This is a genomic window from Mesorhizobium sp. M1E.F.Ca.ET.063.01.1.1 (genome assembly GCF_003998155.1).
GTDB lineage: Bacteria > Pseudomonadota > Alphaproteobacteria > Rhizobiales > Rhizobiaceae > Mesorhizobium.
In genome coordinates this window covers 47,000-62,018 of record NZ_RZSC01000002.1, presented here as the reverse complement: position 1 = coordinate 62,018, position 15,019 = coordinate 47,000, and the positions used below count along the sequence as shown (strand labels likewise).

Sequence of the window (15,019 nt, the reverse complement as noted above, 5' to 3'; positions counted from 1 at the left end):
CGACAGCCTACTAAAAAACCAGCGCGATGCGAATGGGATTGAGTTTCTTTGTTGTATGACAGTCTTGACAGAGCAGTGCTGCCATCCGATGCCGTTATCCGTTTTCGACGTTCCGAAGCTCGATGATCCAGGACAATGCTCCCGTAAGCGTTGTGGTACCGATGGCCAATGCCAAGCAAACCATCGGCGCAACGCTTGCCAGCACCCGCCGGCAGATTTACCTGGCGCCGGAGATGGTTGTAGTGGACCACGGCTCGAGGGACGGATCGGGTTCGACGCCCGATGTCAGGCTATGTTTTGGGACTCTTGTTCTCCCTTCGAAGCAGGCGCGGGTAAGATAGCGTGGCGCATAATCCCTTGGTTTCAATAGTGGTTCCTGCGCACAACGCTGAGGCAACGCTGGCGCGCGCACTCGATTGCCTTCTCGATCAGGAAATAGCGGATTGGGAGGCGATCATCATCGATGACGCCTCCACGGACCGCACCCCCGCGATCATCGGGCGTTATGTGGAGCACGATGCCCGATTTCGCACGTTGAGCTCTTGCGCGCATAGCGCCGCCGGCGCGCGCAATAGCGGGATTTCGATGGCGCGCGGCCAATGGCTCATGTTTCTGGATGCGGACGATTGGGTGGATGCCAGCTTTCTTGCGAAAATGCTGGCCGCACTGAAAGCCGCTCCCGATGCGGTGGCCGCCTATTGCGGTTCTCGGCGCGTGATGCCCGACGGCGGACTCACCCCATCGAGCATCGCAACGGAAGTTGCGATCCAGCCCTTCGAAACATTCGCCCGCCGGTGTGCCGTCCGCGCTCACGCGCTGCTGGTCGACCGGAAGACTATTGTCGAGTTGGGCGGTTTCGATGTGTCGCTGCGCACTTGCGAGGACTGGGACCTGTGGCAGCGCCTCGCGCGTCTCGGCAAACGTTGGCTGATGGTCGACGAGCCGCTCGCTTTCCATCGGACCAACCCCAACGCACTCACCAGCAATTCGACGCAGATGCTGGCAGATGCGGAAATCGTGATCGCCCGCGGCTTTTCTCCTGATCCGAGGGTCAGGCACCCAGCATCGGCTCACGCCAATGGAGCGATCGACGCGAACGGCCGCACCGCTGCCGAAGCATTGGCGTGGTTCGCGCTATGGAACGCCGCGTCGGATTGTGGCCGCGGATCGCGCTCGATCAACCCGCAGTTCCTGCGCGCACTCCCGGCAGGACGTAAATGGGTGCGTGAGATCGCCAAGGTGGTCTTAGATGGCCTTATGGTAGGAAGCCTATCGGTGCCAGCGCAATTGGCTGCCAGGTGGGACAGGTTCGGCGGCGCCCTCACCGAATTGGTCATCGAACTCGGCAAGGTCTGGGACGACCCCGCAGCGGGTCGCCGTGTCCAGTATCACCTTGAGCAAATGCTTCTTGACTTAGACGACCTTGCTGCGCCGCGCAGATTGGCGCGGACGCTCGGAATTCGCGTCGAAGCTCGAAATCCGACCGCGATCGAATTGCCGGAAGGAATCGATCAAATTTATGCCTATCTGATGGTCGATGGCCGTATCGAGGCTCGCGTGCAGTTCGGCGCACTCGGGAAAGTGACAAGGCGTCATTGGATTGAATTGGCCTCACAGGGCGGCGGTGCCGACAAGTCAAACAGGTTTGCAGCCAACGCATCGTTGTCCAGAGCGGAACGCCGGTCTGATCGGGACAGCCACTTCGGCAAACTCGCGCTATTGGCCGCGGAAGCGCAGGGGCTGGTTCGGTCGAGCGCCGAACCTGCGGAGCCACTTGCAGCACCGCGCCGTAAACACGCCGCGGATGACCACGATAATGATCGCACGTCGTTCTGGAATCGCCATTTCGCGACCGAGGACCCCTGGAACTACGGTTCACCCTATGAGCAGGAAAAATATGAGCGCCAGCTCGAGATTCTGCCTGCCGGTCCCATCGGACGGGCGCTTGAGCTGGCCTGCGCGGAGGGCCACTTCACGCGGCAACTGGCGCCGCGAGTGGGCCATTTGACCGCAACTGACATCTCCAACGTAGCCGTCGAGCGGGCGCGCGCGCGATGCAGCGATCAGCCGAATGTCGAGTTCGGCGTACTGGATTTCTCCGCGGACACGCTTCCGCGTGAGATGGATCTGATCGTCTGCTCGGAAGTGCTCTACTACCTGGATGATCTCGCCGAGTTGCGCCGCGTCGCCAGAAAACTTGTTGAGCCGTTGGCGCCTGGCGGCAGTCTCATCAGCGCACACGCATTCGTGCTCCGAGACAATGTTGAAAGGACGGGCTTCGACTGGAACACATTCGGCGCACAAGCGATCTCGGAAACGCTGGCAGCGACCGAAGGCCTTGTCCTCGAGCAATCGATCCAGACCGAGCTCTATCGCATAGACCGCTTCCGCCGCCTGTCGCCAGACGACGTGGCGACGGAACCGATGATTGATCACGTGCCAATCCGTGCGCCCATCGGTATCGGGGTCGCGCGAAATATCGTCTGGGGCGGAGCACGGGCCTTGCGCCGCGACGTCGCGCGTACCGAACGGCGGCAGCGTATCCCCGTCCTCATGTATCACGGCGTCTCCGATGATGGTCCGGCAGCGCTCGCCCGTTTTCGGCTCACGCCCGCGGCATTCGCCAGCCAGATGGCATGGCTGCGCGCCAATGGCTTTCACGCGATCATGTCCGAGCAGCTGGAATGGTCCATCGCCAACCGTCAACCCTTCGCTGGCCGCCCGGTGCTCATTTCCTTCGACGACGGCTTCCAGAATTTTGCCGACCACGCCTGGCCGATCTTGCGCGCCAACGACCTGACTGCGGAAGTGTTCCTGGTGACGGACTTGGTGGGTCAAAGTGCGCAGTGGGACGCCGTCAGCGGTCCGCCAACGCAACTTATGGACGCCGGAACGGTGCGACGCCTCGCGGGCGAAGGTGCGTTCTTCGGAAGCCATCTGGCGACGCATCGCGCAATCGATGGTCTGTCGACCTCTGACTTGGCCGCCGAACTCTTGCGCTCTCGCATGTTCATCGAACGGTGGACCGGTCGGCCAATCGCGTCGTTCGCGGCGCCCTTCTCTGTCACCGACCGACGGCTTGGACGGCTGGCCAGGGAGTGCGGTTATCGGATCGGCTTCGGCGGCAGACACGGGCCGGCGAACCTCGAGTCCGATCCCATCGACCTTCCGCGCATCGAAATTCGTGGGGATCGCTCGCTCGCCGACTTTGTTGTCCGTCTCGAGGCCGCGCTCGAATGAGCGGTGAACTTGTCAGTCGGGTGCGTGCTGCCACGAGTGCGCGGGCATCGCCATTCTGGCTCACCGAGGCCTTGGTTCCGCTTTTTGTTCAGCGTCCTGCCCGTCACCTCGTTTGCAAGCCTATTGGGCGACTTGCGACACGGCCGACATCAGCTCCTGCGGGTTCGGCGCCGTAAACATGTATCGCCCACCCTCTGGAACCTCCGTGAAGCTCCAGCGGACCACCCCCTGCCGGTCGAGTAGGAACTGACCGATCAGTTGTCCGTGTCCGGTTGCCATCATCTGCTCGTCGGCTTCCGTCACTTCGTAATGGTCCTTCTTGTCGAGGAATTCGCTGGCCGCAAAAGGATCCATTGGACCGGGCAACTCGCCTGGTAAGTCGACCCGCATATCCTTTGCCGCTGCCATCGAGACCTTGTACGGCCAGTTCGTCTCGTCTTCGGTGAATTCGAGATTGGGCAGTCCAAAAGCACGATGTGAAGCGCGTTCAGGGTCGGAGGCCGCAAGCAGATTCGGCATCGGGTGGTAGCGGAAATAGAGACGCGCCCGCTCGATCGGCGTGTTGACCACCGTCAGGCTCCCCACGCCCTTTTCGCGCAGCTCCGGATCAAGTCGCGCCTGGGCAGCGATATGGCGCCGGCAAAACGCACAATGCAGACCTCGAAACAGGCCGACCAGCACCGGTCTTTGTCCGCGAAAGTCGTCAAGCGCGATCTTGCCTTCCTGGGTAATGGCGTCGAGCACCACGTTAGGCGCACGGTCGCCCGGTTGAAGTGGTATCAAGTCACTATGCGCCGACATTTCCAACCTCCCGCCCGGCTAGTCGAGAAAAGGCAGCACCACAAGCGCTTCCGGGTCGAGCCCGTGCTGGGCGCATATGCCCTGCGCCAGGGAAAAGTAGCGTTCGGCCTCGGCCAGATTGTCGAGGTCGAGATTAAGCGTTGCGAGACCATCATAGCACGGAAACAGCAGTTGGGGTTCGCCCGTTTCGCGGGCTACGTCGAGTGCTTCTTGGAACAAGCCAACCGCCAGTTCCGGATGGCCGCTGCACTGGTGGATCTGCCCGAGCACGATCAACGGCACCGGCAGGTGCTCGCGCTGGTCGAGCGCCCGGTCGATCTCGATGGCCTTCTCGGCAGCAGGCACGCCCTCCGTTGGACAGCGATCCGTGAAAGTACAACAAGCGACCGCCAGATTGGCGAGGAGGCGCGCCTGGAACCCCAGATCACCAACACGACGAGCCACTTCAAGACCGCGCCGACAGACCTCTATCGCCTGTGCAGGATTGATGGTCGTGTAAAGCACGCCGAGATTGGTGTAGCCGCGGCAGGCCGCGCCCAGTAGACCGGCGGCTTCGGCCAATTCAATGCTACGCTCAACCTGACGCACCGCTTCAAGGTTTCGCCCAAGGCGAGCCAGCGCAACAGCCTTGGTGTTGAGCGCCTCAGCGGTCACAAGAGTGGCTTCACGCCCTACCTCGGAGACATGCTCCGTTGTCAGAGTGCGTACGCTATCCAGCGCCGCGTCTGCCAATGTCGCCGCAAGAGCGTGATCTCCGCTTCGGAACGCGTGTCGGCCACGTTCTTGCCAGAGATGCGCCTGCTCGATCGGCGCATCCGCTCCATCGAGGAGCGCTGCCGCCTCAGCATAGCGGGATTCTGCCTTGTCCCGCTTGCCGATATCCCAGAGCAGCCGACCGATCTTGCGCAAAACTCGCGCCGAGGCGACACGATCGGCTGACTCGCGGTACGCCTGCAACACCGTCTCGTAGTGATGGTGCGCGATCTCGCGGCGGCCTGCCGGGCCGCTCAAATCGGCAATGCGCTCTGCAATTGCCAGTTTGAGCGGCGTTTGCCCGGTCGCATCCAACGCAGTCAGTGCTCGCTCGTAGAAACGAAGGGCGTCGTCATTGGCGTATATCATGCGAGCGCGATCGCCCGCCTCCTGCAGGTAGTGCGCGCCCTTCTCCCGCTCGGTGCTCTGTGCGAAATGATGACCGAGCACGGTCAAATCCTCGAGCCGTTCCGGCTTGTCGCCGCACAGTTGCTCCAAGGCAGCACCGACCCGCCCGTGAATGTCGGTCCGGCGTTGCAGGAGCAGATTCTGGTAGATCACGTCCTGCAGCAACGTTTGCGTAAAGCGGTAGCTTTGCGACGAGACTGAGCCTGATCCGGCAACCTCCTCGATGATTTCCGCATCGCAGAGCAATTCGCAGCCGGCTTCCAGGCGGCCGGGGTCGGCCGTCACGGCTTTCAGAAGGGTCGCGTCGAAGCGCGGGCCGATCACCGCGGCCTCCTGGGCCAACCGGCGCACCTCTTGGGGCAGCCGGTCGACCCGGGCAAGCAGCATTGCCTGGATAGTGGCGGGAATGCCGGTTGCAAATTCGCCTGTCACAGTCCGCCATCGCTGGCCCTCGCGTATCAGCACACCGCGATCGATAAGCCCGCGAACGATCTCCTCTACAAAAAGGGGATTGCCGCCTGCGCGCTCGAGGATCTGGTCGACAAGCCCTCCTGCGGACTTTACCCAGCTCTCGCCGAAAAGCGCCGCCAGCAGTCTGCGTCCGTCGTCACTGTTGAGCGGCGAAAGCCTGAGCGCTGTGTGACTGACCCGACTTGAGTCGAGCTGGTCGTTGTCCGGCGCCGGACGATGGGTGACCAGCAACATCAACCGCGTGCGTTCCAACCTGTCCATCACGAAACGGAGTGCCTCGAGCGACACGGCGTCGGCCCAGTGCAGGTCTTCGACGACAATCAACAGCGGCGACAACGCAAGCCGCCGTTCGACGATTGTACGGACTGCGTAGAGAATTTGTCGCCGCAGTTGCTCGGGCTCGACATGCTGCAAGGTGGCATCGGGGTCGCCAAGGCCGAGCACATGGTAGAGCAAAGGCATCAGCCGCCTCGCCTCCTCGCCCTGCAGGCCGAGCTCGGCAAGCAAACCTGCGAGCTTCCCCCGCATTTCGTCCCCATTGTCGTTTTGCATCATCCCCGCAGCGCTGCGCACCACCGCGCCCAAGGCGCCAAATGATTGTTCGCCCAGCGGTGAGCACGTGGCCTGCCGCACCGCGACGTTGCGAAAACGATCCTCGTCGCCGACGCGGGCGACGAACTCCTTCACCAGTCGCGATTTCCCGATACCGGCTTCTCCGACGAGGCGGACAAGTTGGGCCGCGCCGCCGCACGCCTGGTCAAGGCACGCCAGCATTCTATTGAGCTCCGCACCACGACCTATTATCGGCGCGCTAAGGCCGAGCGCCTCGAGCCCGCGCGCGGCACGCGGCGCCGCCAGCGGTGCATCCAGTCGATGGACGAGCACACTGCCGGCCTTGCCGCGAAGCATGACATCCCCCAGCGACTCGTAAGAGAAGGCATGCCGGGTCAGCCTGTGAGTGAGTTCGCCTACCAGCACCTCACCCGGTGCGGCCAGCGATTGCAGGCGTTGCGCCGTATTCACTGTGTCGCCGGTCACCGAATAGGATTTGGCGGTGCCGATGCCCAATCCGCCAGTGACGACCGGACCGGTGTTTATGCCTATGTGGAGTAACAGTGGCGAGCCGGAGCTGGGGGCCCTTTCGCCGAGCCGCGCCGTCCGGGCCATCATGTCGAGCGCGGCGCGAAGCGCACGTTCCGGATCGTCCTCATGCGCGACGGGAGCACCGAACAAAGCGAGCAGTGCATCGCCGATGAATTTGTCGACGAAACCCCCAAAGTTTCGCACGGCTGCCGTCAATTCCTTGAACAGTTCGTTCTGCAGTGCCTGCATCACTTCGGGGTCGAGCTGCTCGCTGAGTGTCGTGAAGCCGCAAAGATCGGCGAACAGGACCGTTACGGTCCGGCGATCGGCGTCTGAGGCGGGATGGAGCCCATCGCCTTCGATGTTCGCAAGCAGCGACGGAGTTCGCGAAGGCGGCACAACGGTCCGGCTTGGTGCCGGAGCAGGCCTTTCGACGGCTTTCGCGGGCGCACCGACGCTTGTCCCGCATTTCGGACAGAACTCGAAATCAGGTGCGCAGAGATAGCCGCAATTGGCGCATGGCACGGGCTGGCGCCTTCCGCACTTCGGACAGAAAGCGAAACCGCCCTCAACCTCGAAACCGCAGCCCGAGCAGTCCATCGAACAGACCTCGCTAGGGGCCGTGACGGCGTAATCCCGCTACGCACCTCACGGCCGGGTATTCACACAAGGATGAACCTATAGCCGTCGACCAGCAAGCGGCAGCGCAAATGGGCATCGAGCGATCAGCGTGGGTCCGGTGGCAGAACGCTGCCGATTGCGGGCGGGCTCGCCCGGCCGATCTTGCGCCATCGGGAGTCTTCGCGGACCAGGTTCAGGTCGTCGGTCGTCTCGGCAAGTGTCCGCAAACGATATTGCCGGAGCAGTTCCGGGAAGAGCGCCCCTTCCGGCAGGCCGGCAAGCTGCTCGCGGACCGAGATCCTTTCATCGATGACCCGCATGCCCCAGGCATTTTCGCGAACCTGCAGCTCCGCAGCCAGATCGCGCTCTTCCGGCGCGTTTTCGTCCAGCGCAGCCAGCAGGATCGAGTGGAAAAGCGCTACGTAGCCAATCTGTCTCAGGCCACCCACAACCCGTACGCGTGGCAATATGGCAAGGACGAGGAACATCAGGAACAAGTTCGGCAGCAGCACGCCGTCCAGCAGCGCCTGCCTGAGATGCGGCCGCTCAAACGGGATGGAAAGACCATGTGGCCTGTCAGGCTCGATCAGCTGCCCGTCCTCGAGGACGAGCTTGCGCACGCGTTCCTCGCGGATGCCCCAGAAATAGTCCGTGGCATTGGGCAGGAATCTGCCAAATGGGCCCGATGCGGCCTCTTGCAAGGCACGTTCGAGACGCTGGCGCCTTGCGGGCTCAATGAGCAGCCTGGAAAGAAGGCTGCCGTCATATTCCAGATGCCGCGCCATGGCAGCCGCGGCGAGCCTATCATCGATGAAAACCGGCAGGGCCATGCCGGAACGATCCCAATCGGCGACCAGATCCTCATTGAGGGCTGTCAGCGCATCGGCGGCGGTTCCAAACACCTTGTCCTGGCTGGCAAGCAGTGTGCCAAGCCAGCGGCTGGCATCCTTTTCATCGCCCACAGCTTCGAGCGCGCGCTTGTTGAGGGAGACAGGACCGGCCACGCAGGCGCTTTTGCGGCACAGTTTGTGGCGTCCCATGCCAAACAGGTTGACCTTGTCGTCGCCGACATCGAGCCATCCTGGCCCCTCCCGGCCGATTGTCTCCATGGTCATCGTCGTTCCCATGAAGTTGACGAAGGCCGACAGCCCGTTTTCGACCGCGCCGAGCCAGGCAAGCAGGAGGGCATCGAAGGTGATCCGGTCCATCAGAAGCAGGCAGTGCAGGCCGGACTGAATCACCGGTCTCTGCTCGAACTCTTCGAGGGCCTTGCCGATCTCCTCAGGCTGCATAATCACGCCGAGGCGCTGACGCAGGACGTCTCGCAGGATCGAGCGGGCAGCGATTGCCGGGCCCGATGCAGGCCTTGCCACCGGCCGCCACAGATGGCGGGCGTAATCGGAAACCGGTGCATTCCAGTTCTGCTCGATGTCGCGCGCGACTTCCGGGCAGAGCAGCGACAGCACGGCCAGAATTTCCATCGGAGGCGTAGGGGTTGGGTCAACTACGGCGGTCATTGGTCCCGTCTAGCGGCTTGCGGTGCAAACACCAACGGGGACCAGACTTCCTGAAGCGCTTGGCCCACGCAACTCGGTCAAATGGTGTGAGACGAAATTAACCGTATCCTACGGAGTCCTCCATCAGCAATCACCTGTTCGCCGACTCGGCACGAATTGTCAGATTGGCTGAACAGCCAAGGCCAAACAGCGGATCTCAGAACCGCAGCCGGGCCATGCTCAGGAGGTCGTGGTACTGCCCGTCGGTAAAACCGGCCTTCACATGCCGACCTTCGACCTCGAAGCCGTGGCTCGTGTAGAGACGGATGGCCGGTTCGTTGTCGGCATAGACGGTCAATTCGACCCGCTTCAGAGCGCGCCAGTTGTCGGCCACGTCAAGCAGCGCCTCAAGTATGGCAGAGCCGATGCCCTTGCCGACAAAGGCATCGTGAAGGCCGATATTGATCTCGCCGATATGCGAACGGCGCGGCGAACCCTGCATGACCAAGCTGCCGTGGCCGACGACCTTGCCCTCCAACTCCGCAACGATCCAGGTGGTTTCCTGGCCGGACTTGGCGATGCGCCGCTCCACCTGCTCCACCCTCTCGAAGGGCATCCTGAGCGTGCCCGAGCGGAAGCCCGGCATGTTGAAGATGGCGCAAAGCGCCTCCGCATCGCTTGGCCGGACAGGTCGGAGCCGCGGCTGGATTTTCTCGGAGGGTGGCGAGGTCTTGCTGGTCATGGCGTTCCCGGCGAAGGCAATCGGCCCGGCACGATGCACCCTACGTCACCTGAAAATCCAGCGGTCTCTGCAACCTATGATGCCGATTGCGAGCTGAAATACCGGGAGGCGGCGTAGAATTTGAAGACGCCGCTGAGGCCGATCCAGCCGAAAAGGGCGAGCCAGCACAATGTCCCGGTCGCCCTCCAGTCGATCCGGTGCACCGCAGCGTCGGTGATGACGAGGCCAAGGATGGCAAGCAGGCCAACCAGAAACTGCGCCAGGCCGAGCACCAGCAGCTCCTCGCGCGGCGCGCTTCTCAAGACGAGATATATCCCGCCCGCGCCGGCGAGGAAGATAGCGCTGTAGACCTGAGCGTGGAAGGCATCGACCGGCCATGGCCAGAAGCTGCTGAATGTCAGGGGAAACAGCAGCAGGCCGAGGCCATAGATCCCAAGGATCGCCGATTCCACCGGCAGGTAGCCGCGCCATGCGGGGTTCAAGGTCACGCCTTTTGCAGAAGGACGGGCCCTGGCCCGCCACAGGAACAGCCCGGATACCGCGACCGAGGCAAGATAGACCAGAAACCAGAGCCAGGGCGCTTTGCGCTCGAAGTTGAAATAGCCGAGATTGATGAACGAAGCCGCCGACACGATGACGGTGAAGATGAAGGCCATGACGAGCACGAGCCGGCCGGGCGACCAGCGATTCCAGAACAGCAAAGCCGCCATCACGACCATTTCGGCGGTGTAGAAGCCACCGAGGAAGCGGGCGTTGAACGGGGTGACGGCCCAAGGCCAGCGCGGCTTGACCAGCACGGGCGCGAAAAACAGGCCCGCGCCTACGATCAGGACGATGATGACCACCACAGAGAAAAGGCGCAGGGCCGCGGGAAATGGCGGGTTTTCGGATGTCGGCATGGGAGGGAGCCCCAAAGATGATGCCCATGGACCATCATAGTGCCGCTTGCGGCCGGTGAAAATCGGCCGAGTGGAAATTGGACTGTCACCAAGCCTATCTATTCGAATGGCCGCGCGGTTCGTTTCGAAGTAAAATGGAGCAGTTGGACCAAAGAGCGGTCCGGCTAACACGCCTGGGGCGCATTTTCCGGAGCCTGTACGATGAACGAAGGTCAGGATCTGTTCTCGCTTCTGCGGCAATCGACCGATGTCGATCCACAGGCAATCGACGCGATCGAGCGAACCATCGCGGAAGGCAAGGACCGCGAACTTTGCCGCATCAATGCGCTAGCCTTCGCCAGCAAGCATGGCCTCGGGGAGGAACGCGCCATAGGCGCCTTTCTCCATGCGGCGCGGGTGGGCATCTTCGACATTTCCTGGAATGTTCTATGCCCCGGCTGTGGCGGCGTGCTCGACACCAACGCCACGCTGAAAACCCTGCAGAAGGACGAATACACCTGCTCGCTGTGCGCCGAGGGCTATTCGCCGACCCTCGACGAGATGGTCGAGGTGACATTCACCGTCAGTCCCCGCGTGCGCAAGATTGCCGCCCACAATCCACACGAACTGCCGTTGGTGGAATATTTCCGCCAGATCTACTGGGCGTCCGGCGTCGATCTGCCGGAAGAGGATTTCGCCAAGACGATGGAAGCGTTCTCGCTGGAGGATATCGAGCTTGCGCCCGGTGAAAGAGCTGTTCTGCCCGTGCAGCTTCCGTCCGAATTCATCATCGTCTTCGAGCCGGTCACCCATTCAGTGCAGTTCATCGACGTCAAGGGCGAACCGACAAAGGAGCGCCGAAGCCTGTCCTTGGTCTTCGACCGCGAGCATATCCAGAGCCAGACGCTGGAGATGCAACCCGGCCCGTTGCGCATTTCGCTGGAAAACAGGACCGACACCCGCGTGCTGCCGACGGTCTTCATCGCCGGAAAGGAATTGCATGATCTCCTGGGCAAACGCCGGCCCTTCCTGACCGCCAAGCGCCTGCTCACCAACCAGACGTTCCGCGATCTCTATCGCACGGATACGCTCGACATCAACCAGCGCCTGAAGATCACCAGCCTGACCTTCCTGTTCACCGACCTGCGCGGATCGACCGAGCTTTACGAGCGGGTGGGCGACCTTTCAGCCTTCGATCTCGTGCGCGAGCATTTCCAGGTTCTGCACGAGATCGTCGCGGCGGAGGCAGGCGCGGTGGTGAAGACGATCGGTGATGCTGTGATGGCGACCTTCGCGACGCCTGATCGTGGGATTGCCGCGGCCCTCAGGATGCGCGATGCAATGCGTGCGCTCAATGAGAAGAGCGGGCGCGAGGATCTGCTGCTCAAGATCGGAGTCCATGCCGGCCCTTGCATCGCCGTATCTATGAACGAGCGACAGGACTATTTCGGCCAGACGGTCAACATTGCTTCGCGGGTCCAGAACCTAGCCAACGCACAGGCGATCTTCGCCACTCGTGCGGTGGTCGACGACAATCTCACCGCCGATCTGTTGCACAGGAACGCGCTGACGCCAGTGCCCCATGAGGTCTCGCTGCGCGGCATCGAGCGGGAGATAGCGGTCTATACGATCCCCTGAAGACTTCTCGCCCTTTCACACGCGCCTGCAGATAAAATAACGATCGGTGGGCACCGAGGGCGGCGGCGGGAGGCGTTGCAACTGCGGGTGATCGAGCGGCGTGCCGCTGACCGCGATGCCGCCGACGCGAAGCAGGCGCACGGTCAGATCGGGAAGCCAGGTAGCGGTCACTGCATCGAGATCTTCATAGCCGGTGCCGATATCGGCGTGAACAAGGGCGGCGTCGATGCCAAAGAACCTGCTCGCCGTCTCGCGTATTTCGCCGAGCACGAGGTTTTCAGCTTCGGGAATTGAGCTGGCGTGTGCGGCAAGTGCGCGGTCGAACGCCACGATCCGGCGTCCGGGCAAGCGCTCGCGCAGATGGTGGAACGTCCGGCCATTGCCGAGGCCGAGCTCGATCACCGGCCCCTCCATCTTCGCCACCTCGGCGCAGACCTGATCGAGGATATCGCGCTGTGCCGTCATCCTGCGGATGAAACTATCGAGGCGACTCATATGCGATTGTACGTCCTGAACCAGTCGATGAAATCAGCAACGCCCGGCGACCAGAACGGTTCGCGGGTGAAATCCGAGGGCGACTTATTACACCCCGATCGAGCATCGCCGCATATAGAGGCCAACGATGAACACTGCAACAACCGAACGGGCTGCCCGAAAAGGATCATACCGGGTGGAGTCGCCGGCCCGGCGCTCGGCGGCATAGCGATGTCGTCACTTGTAGGGGTCTGCGGCGTCCCGCAAGCCGTCGCCGAGGAAGTTGAACGCCAGGATGACGAGAATGACGGGCAGGATCGGCAAAAGCAGCCATGGATAGAACGCGATCACGCTGACGCTGCGCGCCTCGGTGAGCAGGATGCCCCAGCTGGTTATCGGCGCCCTCAGGCCGAGCCCGAGGAAGCTCAGCGCCGTCTCGCCCAGGATCATGCCGGGTATGGAGATCGTCGCCGTCGCGATCAGATGCGACATGAAGCCGGGAATGAGGTGACGCCGGATAATGCGGCCGCTGCTGGCGCCCATCAATTGCGCGGCCAGAACATAATCCTCCTCGCGCAACGCCAGAAGCTTTGAACGCACGGCCCGCGCCAGTCCGGTCCAGTGGAGCAGCCCGAGGATGACGGTGATGCCGAAATAGATCAGGATCGGACTCCAGGTTATCGGCATGATCGCCGCCAGAGCCAGCCACAGCGGAATGCTGGGGATCGATTGCAGAACTTCGATTATGCGTTGAACGATCAGGTCGAAGATACCGCCGTGATAGCCGGCCAGTCCGCCGATGACGATGCCGAGGAGGAAGCTGAAAGCGATGCCGACAAGGCCGATCGTCAGTGAAATGCGTGCGCCATAGATGATGCGCGAGAGCACATCGCGCCCCAGCCTGTCGGTGCCGGCCAGAAAGAGCTGGCCGTTTTCGGCCGGGCAGACAAGATGCCTGTCACCTTCGATCAGGCCCCAGAACCGGTAACTGTCGCCCTTGCAGAAGAAACGGATGCGCTGAACATCGTCCTTTTTGTCGATGTAGTTCCGCTTGAGCGTGTCCATATCCAGCGTCATCCGGCGGCCATAGACGAACGGCCCGACGAACTGGGCGTTGTGGAAAAGATGCACCCGCTGCGGTGGCGAATAGATGTAGTCCATGTTGCGCGTGTGCAGATTGTAGGGCGCCAGGAACTCGCAGATCAGTATCCCGAGATAAAGCGCTGCCAGGAATATGCCGGATATAAGGGCAAGCCGGTGCCGTCGGAATTTCCACCACATCAGCCGCAATTGCGACGCCTGAAAGACCTTCGACTGCTCCGCCGTCATCGCCTCTACCGACTGTAAGTCGAAGGGCGCGATGGAAACGTAGTGTTGCAATGGGGCACCCGGAGCGGGCAGCGGCGATTGCGTGTTCATTTGGTGCTGCCGCCCTGCAAACGAATTCGTGGATCAAGCAGCGCCAGCGCCAGGTCGGAAATCAGCACGCCGATGACCGTCAGGAAGGCGAGGAACATCAGGAACGACCCTGCCAGATACATGTCCTGGCTCTGCAGCGCCCTGATGAGCATCGGCCCGGTCGTTTCCAATGACAGCACGATCGCCGTGATTTCGGCGCCGGAAATGATGGCCGGCAGGATGGAGCCGATGTCTGAAATGAAGAAATTGAGCGCCATGCGCAGCGGATATTTGACCAGCGCCTTGAAGGGGTGAAGGCCTTTGGCGCGCGCGGTCACGACATATTGCTTGTGAAGCTCGTCGAGCAGATTGGCGCGCAGCCGCCGGATCATGCTTGCCGTGCCCCCGGTGCCGATGATCAAGACCGGGATCCAGAGATGGGCGAGGATTGACTTCGCCTTGGCCCAGCTCATCGGCTCGCCGAGATATTGCTGGTCCATGAGATGGCCGATGGACGTGCCGAACCAGATGTTTGCGAAATACATCAGGATCAGCGCCAGCATGAAGTTTGGAATGGCAAGGCCTAGAAGGCCGAACAACGTCAGGCCGTAGTCACCCCAGCTGTATTGATGCGTGGCGGAGTACATGCCGATCGGAAAGGCTATGAGCCAGGTGAAGATGATCGTGACGAAGGAAACCAGCACGGTCAGCCACATTCGGTCACCGATGACATCGCGAACCGGCAGCTCATATTCGAAGGAATAGCCGAAATCGCCGTGCAGCATTCCGCCGACCCAGTAGAAGTAGCGAATGACCGGCGGCTTGTCGAAACCATACTCCTTCCGCATCATCTGGATGCGATCGGAATCCACCGCTTCGCCCTGAGCCCGAAGCTCGGAAACATAGCTGTCGAAATAGTCGCCCGGGGGAAGTTCGATGATCGTGAACACCAGCGCCGATATGACCAGCAGCGTTGGAACCATCACGGCGATGCGCCAGACAATATATCGAAGCAC

11 protein-coding genes are annotated in these 15,019 nt (G+C 61.8%); 3 read left to right on the top strand and 8 right to left on the bottom strand.

Annotation, left to right across the window (positions count from 1 at the left end; genetic code table 11):
- Positions 1 to 122 precede the first annotated feature (122 nt).
- The gene (locus EOA29_RS00860; RefSeq protein WP_127220067.1) at positions 123 to 341 is read left to right on the top strand and encodes a glycosyltransferase; all 219 of its coding nucleotides are present in this window, start codon (positions 123 to 125) and stop codon (positions 339 to 341) included.
- A 1-nt stretch (position 342) separates the two neighbouring features.
- Positions 343 to 3,240, top strand: a complete 2,898-nt coding sequence (locus EOA29_RS00855; protein WP_127220066.1) for a trifunctional glycosyltransferase/class I SAM-dependent methyltransferase/polysaccharide deacetylase — start codon at positions 343 to 345, stop codon at positions 3,238 to 3,240.
- 120 nt (positions 3,241 to 3,360) lie between these two features.
- Here the strand turns inward: EOA29_RS00855 and EOA29_RS00850 are convergent, their stop codons facing one another.
- The 5 genes from EOA29_RS00850 to EOA29_RS00830 all read right to left on the bottom strand — a co-directional run bounded on the left by EOA29_RS00850 (position 3,361) and on the right by EOA29_RS00830 (position 10,514).
- On the bottom strand, positions 3,361 to 4,041 hold the full coding sequence (locus EOA29_RS00850) for a peroxiredoxin-like family protein (RefSeq protein ID WP_127220076.1): 681 nt from the start codon (positions 4,039 to 4,041) through the stop codon (positions 3,361 to 3,363).
- 18 nt (positions 4,042 to 4,059) lie between these two features.
- On the bottom strand, positions 4,060 to 7,356 hold the full coding sequence (locus tag EOA29_RS00845) for an adenylate/guanylate cyclase domain-containing protein (protein ID WP_127220065.1): 3,297 nt from the start codon (positions 7,354 to 7,356) through the stop codon (positions 4,060 to 4,062).
- A gap of 125 nt (positions 7,357 to 7,481) precedes the next feature.
- A complete protein-coding gene (locus tag EOA29_RS00840) occupies positions 7,482 to 8,894 on the bottom strand; it encodes a hypothetical protein (RefSeq protein ID WP_127220064.1) in 1,413 nt (470 codons plus the stop codon).
- A gap of 196 nt (positions 8,895 to 9,090) precedes the next feature.
- Positions 9,091 to 9,615, bottom strand: a complete 525-nt coding sequence (locus EOA29_RS00835) for a GNAT family N-acetyltransferase (protein WP_127220063.1) — start codon at positions 9,613 to 9,615, stop codon at positions 9,091 to 9,093.
- Between the two features lie 74 nt (positions 9,616 to 9,689).
- Positions 9,690 to 10,514 carry a hypothetical protein gene (locus tag EOA29_RS00830; protein WP_127220062.1) on the bottom strand — a complete coding sequence of 275 codons (825 nt, stop codon included), beginning with the start codon at positions 10,512 to 10,514 and terminating at the stop codon, positions 9,690 to 9,692.
- Between the two features lie 201 nt (positions 10,515 to 10,715).
- Here EOA29_RS00830 and EOA29_RS00825 point away from each other — a divergent pair, with 201 nt between their 5' ends.
- The gene (locus tag EOA29_RS00825) at positions 10,716 to 12,131 is read left to right on the top strand and encodes an adenylate/guanylate cyclase domain-containing protein (RefSeq protein WP_126090190.1); all 1,416 of its coding nucleotides are present in this window, start codon (positions 10,716 to 10,718) and stop codon (positions 12,129 to 12,131) included.
- A 15-nt stretch (positions 12,132 to 12,146) separates the two neighbouring features.
- On the opposite strand, the gene EOA29_RS00820 is transcribed toward EOA29_RS00825, so the two are convergent.
- The 3 genes from EOA29_RS00820 to EOA29_RS00810 all read right to left on the bottom strand — a co-directional run bounded on the left by EOA29_RS00820 (position 12,147) and on the right by EOA29_RS00810 (position 15,019).
- On the bottom strand, positions 12,147 to 12,626 hold the full coding sequence (locus EOA29_RS00820; protein ID WP_126090191.1) for a class I SAM-dependent methyltransferase: 480 nt from the start codon (positions 12,624 to 12,626) through the stop codon (positions 12,147 to 12,149).
- Between the two features lie 216 nt (positions 12,627 to 12,842).
- Positions 12,843 to 14,024: an ABC transporter permease gene (locus EOA29_RS00815; RefSeq protein WP_127220061.1), complete on the bottom strand. Its 1,182-nt coding sequence runs from the start codon at positions 14,022 to 14,024 to the stop codon at positions 12,843 to 12,845.
- Positions 14,021 to 15,019: an ABC transporter permease gene (locus EOA29_RS00810; protein ID WP_126090193.1), complete on the bottom strand. Its 999-nt coding sequence runs from the start codon at positions 15,017 to 15,019 to the stop codon at positions 14,021 to 14,023. Before EOA29_RS00810 ends, EOA29_RS00815 begins: the two co-directional genes overlap by 4 nt.

What these genes read in the sequence shown, in the direction of transcription:
- EOA29_RS00860 (WP_127220067.1), top strand. Translation starts at nt 123, where the DNA reads ATGATCCAGGACAATGCTCCCGTAAGCGTTGTGGTACCGATGGCCAAT.
- EOA29_RS00850 (WP_127220076.1), bottom strand. Translation starts at nt 4,041, where the DNA reads ATGTCGGCGCATAGTGACTTGATACCACTTCAACCGGGCGACCGTGCG.
- EOA29_RS00845 (WP_127220065.1), bottom strand. Translation starts at nt 7,356, where the DNA reads ATGGACTGCTCGGGCTGCGGTTTCGAGGTTGAGGGCGGTTTCGCTTTC.
- EOA29_RS00840 (WP_127220064.1), bottom strand. Translation starts at nt 8,894, where the DNA reads ATGACCGCCGTAGTTGACCCAACCCCTACGCCTCCGATGGAAATTCTG.
- EOA29_RS00835 (WP_127220063.1), bottom strand. Translation starts at nt 9,615, where the DNA reads ATGACCAGCAAGACCTCGCCACCCTCCGAGAAAATCCAGCCGCGGCTC.
- EOA29_RS00830 (WP_127220062.1), bottom strand. Translation starts at nt 10,514, where the DNA reads ATGCCGACATCCGAAAACCCGCCATTTCCCGCGGCCCTGCGCCTTTTC.
- EOA29_RS00825 (WP_126090190.1), top strand. Translation starts at nt 10,716, where the DNA reads ATGAACGAAGGTCAGGATCTGTTCTCGCTTCTGCGGCAATCGACCGAT.
- EOA29_RS00820 (WP_126090191.1), bottom strand. Translation starts at nt 12,626, where the DNA reads ATGAGTCGCCTCGATAGTTTCATCCGCAGGATGACGGCACAGCGCGAT.
- EOA29_RS00815 (WP_127220061.1), bottom strand. Translation starts at nt 14,024, where the DNA reads ATGAACACGCAATCGCCGCTGCCCGCTCCGGGTGCCCCATTGCAACAC.